The organism is Tepidanaerobacter sp. GT38 (assembly GCF_021991635.1).
In the GTDB taxonomy this organism is placed as follows: domain Bacteria; phylum Bacillota; class Thermosediminibacteria; order Thermosediminibacterales; family Tepidanaerobacteraceae; genus DTU063.
Genome location: NZ_JAFFJA010000117.1, coordinates 1 through 3,256, shown reverse-complemented (window position 1 = coordinate 3,256; position 3,256 = coordinate 1). Strand labels below are relative to the sequence as shown.

The 3,256-nt window shown below is 35.0% G+C and carries 5 protein-coding genes; 1 reads left to right on the top strand and 4 read right to left on the bottom strand.

Annotated features, from left to right (window positions below; all coding sequences use genetic code 11):
* The 4 genes from JT739_RS12060 to JT739_RS12045 form a co-directional block, all read right to left on the bottom strand.
* On the bottom strand, positions 1 to 1,232 hold a 1,232-nt coding region (locus JT739_RS12060; RefSeq protein ID WP_237661374.1), incomplete at its 3' end, for a DUF4153 domain-containing protein.
* 10 nt (positions 1,233 to 1,242) lie between these two features.
* Complete coding sequence (locus JT739_RS12055) at positions 1,243 to 1,452, bottom strand: helix-turn-helix transcriptional regulator (protein ID WP_237661373.1); 210 nt, start codon at positions 1,450 to 1,452, stop codon at positions 1,243 to 1,245.
* A gap of 19 nt (positions 1,453 to 1,471) precedes the next feature.
* Positions 1,472 to 1,966, bottom strand: a complete 495-nt coding sequence (locus tag JT739_RS12050; protein ID WP_237661372.1) for a DUF2975 domain-containing protein — start codon at positions 1,964 to 1,966, stop codon at positions 1,472 to 1,474.
* A gap of 143 nt (positions 1,967 to 2,109) precedes the next feature.
* Positions 2,110 to 2,457, bottom strand: a complete 348-nt coding sequence (locus tag JT739_RS12045; RefSeq protein WP_237661371.1) for a helix-turn-helix domain-containing protein — start codon at positions 2,455 to 2,457, stop codon at positions 2,110 to 2,112.
* 145 nt (positions 2,458 to 2,602) lie between these two features.
* On the opposite strand from JT739_RS12045, the gene JT739_RS12040 reads away from it, so the two are divergent.
* Entirely contained in the window at positions 2,603 to 3,148 is a 546-nt protein-coding gene (locus JT739_RS12040) for a GNAT family N-acetyltransferase (RefSeq protein ID WP_237661370.1), read from the top strand.
* The last annotated feature ends 108 nt before the right edge of the window (positions 3,149 to 3,256 follow it).

Genomic DNA, 3,256 nt, shown 5'->3' with positions numbered 1-3,256 from the left:
ACAGTTAAAGTTTCATACCCCATAATTGTATACATTATTAATGTTATAATAATTATGCTTTTTACAATAGAAATTTTTCCATACCAAATTCCAGCAGCTGTTACCAGACAGAGTATGAATAGCAGAAGCATAAATAAGTGCACGCATACCCTTAAAAAAGTGTAACCAAAAGCCTCTTCATACAGATTAAGCTTGAAATTGGCAGAAAAAAGCATGTTTAATGTAAATGCCACAAGGACAGTCAAAAGGAATTTTGCTGTCTTCAAAAGCCTTTCATTGTGCTTTTTTATATTTTTCAGGCAGCTTAATACTATTACAAAATTGATAAAGGTAACTGCGGCCAGCTCAAAGAAGCCCTTTCTGGCGTATTCAGCATAAGTAAGGCCTGCCGGCAGAGCTGCATTACCTCCCCCATAAAGATAGGAAAACTGAATCACTGTAAAAACTGAATATAATGCATTCAAAATAACCAGCACAGTAATAACAGTGACGGGTTCCCAGCTATCAACAGTGATGTTCGCGTCCTTCTTATCCTCATTTTCCTGTACTTTAAATCCCCAGACATAACCGAATAAGTAAAAGGCAACAACCAAAATTGCCAGGATATGAGCTACAAAGTCCTCCATATTTATGTTTTTAAAAATCTCCGTCAGATTGGCCATGTAATAGCCAAAAACCATATCTGCCGAGCTTAAAAGCAATATTATAATAAGAAGCAAGGGCAGAGAAACGAGTATGCCAGTTATTATCTGTTTTTTCCCTTCAGTTACTCGCACAGATTCACCCAACTTCATTGAATTCTTTAAAATTTTAAAAGGTTTGCCAATATTCATAAACACATTTGCCACAGCTTTTCGCAACATCTCAACTATAAAGCCTATAGTATCCCACTTATAGCCTGGATTCACTATTAAAATGGAGCTGGCAACCATAAGTATGGGCACCCCTAAAAAATTAAAGAAATAAAATACGGGGTTTGTGTGAACTGCAAAGCTCATGGAAAGCAGGGCTATTGGAAGAAGCAAAAACCAGCCAAAGCTTTTCCTGAATTTTATTTTATCTCTTACGGACCATAGGAAGAATATTATGCACAGCCCTATAAATATGAAATAAGATATACCAAAGGCCTTGTCAATTAATAACCTGTCAAATGCTAACCCCAGGAGCAATGAAAACATCAGGTAGCATAAGCCTTCACTGGTTTTGATTTCCACCGATTTATTATCTTCCATTTTAATCCTCCTATTTTTCCTCTCTATATTCTAAAATATCTCCCGGCTGGCATTTTAGCTCCCGGCATATGGCCTCCAGTGTAGAAAACCTTATAGCCTTTGCCTTTCCGGTCTTTAAAATGGATAAATTAGCATTGGTTATCCCAACCTTTTCAGATAGCTCGTTAAGGGAAATCTTTCGCTTTGCCATCATTACATCAAGGTTTACAATTATAGCCATAATAAGCCTCCTTTACTGCCTAAACAGTGAAGTCATTTTCTTCTTTCACCTCGACGGCCTGCTTGTATATTTGAGCCAATATCAAAACAAAACAGCCTGCAAAGAAGAATATCAGGAATTCCGTATCAGTGTGTATGCCTTTTGAATCTATACTTATCAAACTGAAGTTTTTAAACTGATTGTTGTAAAAGAAATTTACTAAATAGCATATTGTTATAATGAAACTGCTTGTGGCAATATTCTTAAGGCATTTCACAATACCCATGTTAAAAGGCCCTTCATTTATAACAGATTTTAAAATTTTCCTGAGGCTGTAAAGGATAAATACCAGGGAAGAAGTTCCAGTAAAAAGCAGTATACAGTTTACCAAGTATTTTCCATTTGTCTCACTAATATCGGTAGTAGCTAATGTGCTCATAACTAAACTTACAAAGGCTACTACCCCAAAAACAATAAGCACATTTAATACAATTATTAAAAATCTGGACATAGAGTTATAATTATTTTCCTTCATAAATCAATTCCTCCACTTACCATTTTGTAATTTTATAATACAACATATTTTTAATACTTTCAATAATTTTTTATTGTTTATCAATAATTAGTTATTGATAAACAAAGCAGAGCTAAAGAATTGTCTTTAACCCTGCTTTTACTTCATCCTTTCAATTTTAGATTTTTCATTTCATTGCCCCAGTGGGCCAGTACTTTCAGGGCGGAAATTAGATTTTCTCCATTTTCGGTCAGCGAGTATTCAACTCGCGGCGGTATTTCCATGTACTGCTTTCGATAAACAATGCCATATGATTCCAAATCCTTCAAAGATTGAGTCAGCATCATATTGGTGATCCCTTTAATGCTTCTTTTCAGCTCATTATATCTCATGGGTCCCCTTTGGTTTAAGGCCCAGATTATTGGCAGCCTCCACTTTCCTCCTATGAGGTTTAATGCAAAGGTTAATGGGCAATCGTCAAGCATGTTCTTATATAAAGCTTTATCATTCATAAATTTACTCCAATACTCAGTTTTTTCTTACTTAAGCAGAAAATACTGCATACTTGTTACAATACTGGTAACTAATTATAATTATATCAAAGTATATATAATGTTCAAAACTTTTTAAGTCTGCTCTTTTAGGAGGGAGAGTAAAATGAATATCGTTTACGAGGTTTTGTCAGAAGAGAATATATACTCCATTAAGGACCTGTGCAATGAACTGATGGCTTATCAAAAATCCAAGGCTTTCATTCATCCTGATTTTTTTGACAATATGTGTTTTGAAACCAGGATGATTCCTTCCATCAAAAGTGCTAAAGCAAATTATATTATTGCAGCAAAAGACGGCGATGAAATTGTTGGATACGCTTACAGCACTATTGCCTCAAAGTTTACATATTCCGGAGGTTTCGCTACTCTGCAGTGTGACGCCTTTTTTGACTTTGATTCAGTGAAAAATGAAGACGTAGGCAGTTTATCCCAGTTTTATATAAAGGAGAATTACAGGAATAAAGGCATTGGTACAGCTATGTTTAACATGTCAATGAACTGGTTAAATTCCTTTGATTCAATAGATGATATTTTTATTTTTGTGTCAAATGGAAATGACAACGCCCTGAAATTTTATTTGGGAAAAGGTTTCAAAATAAGCCACCAGATACTCGATGGGTTTATAACAGTGCTGAGGAATTTTAATTAGATCAGCACATGGCAATTTTCAAGTTACCCTGTGTCAAATTTGCAAACCTCTGACTTTCACCGTCGAGTTATACGCCATGCATTACGTACAAAATAAAACTATATTCAT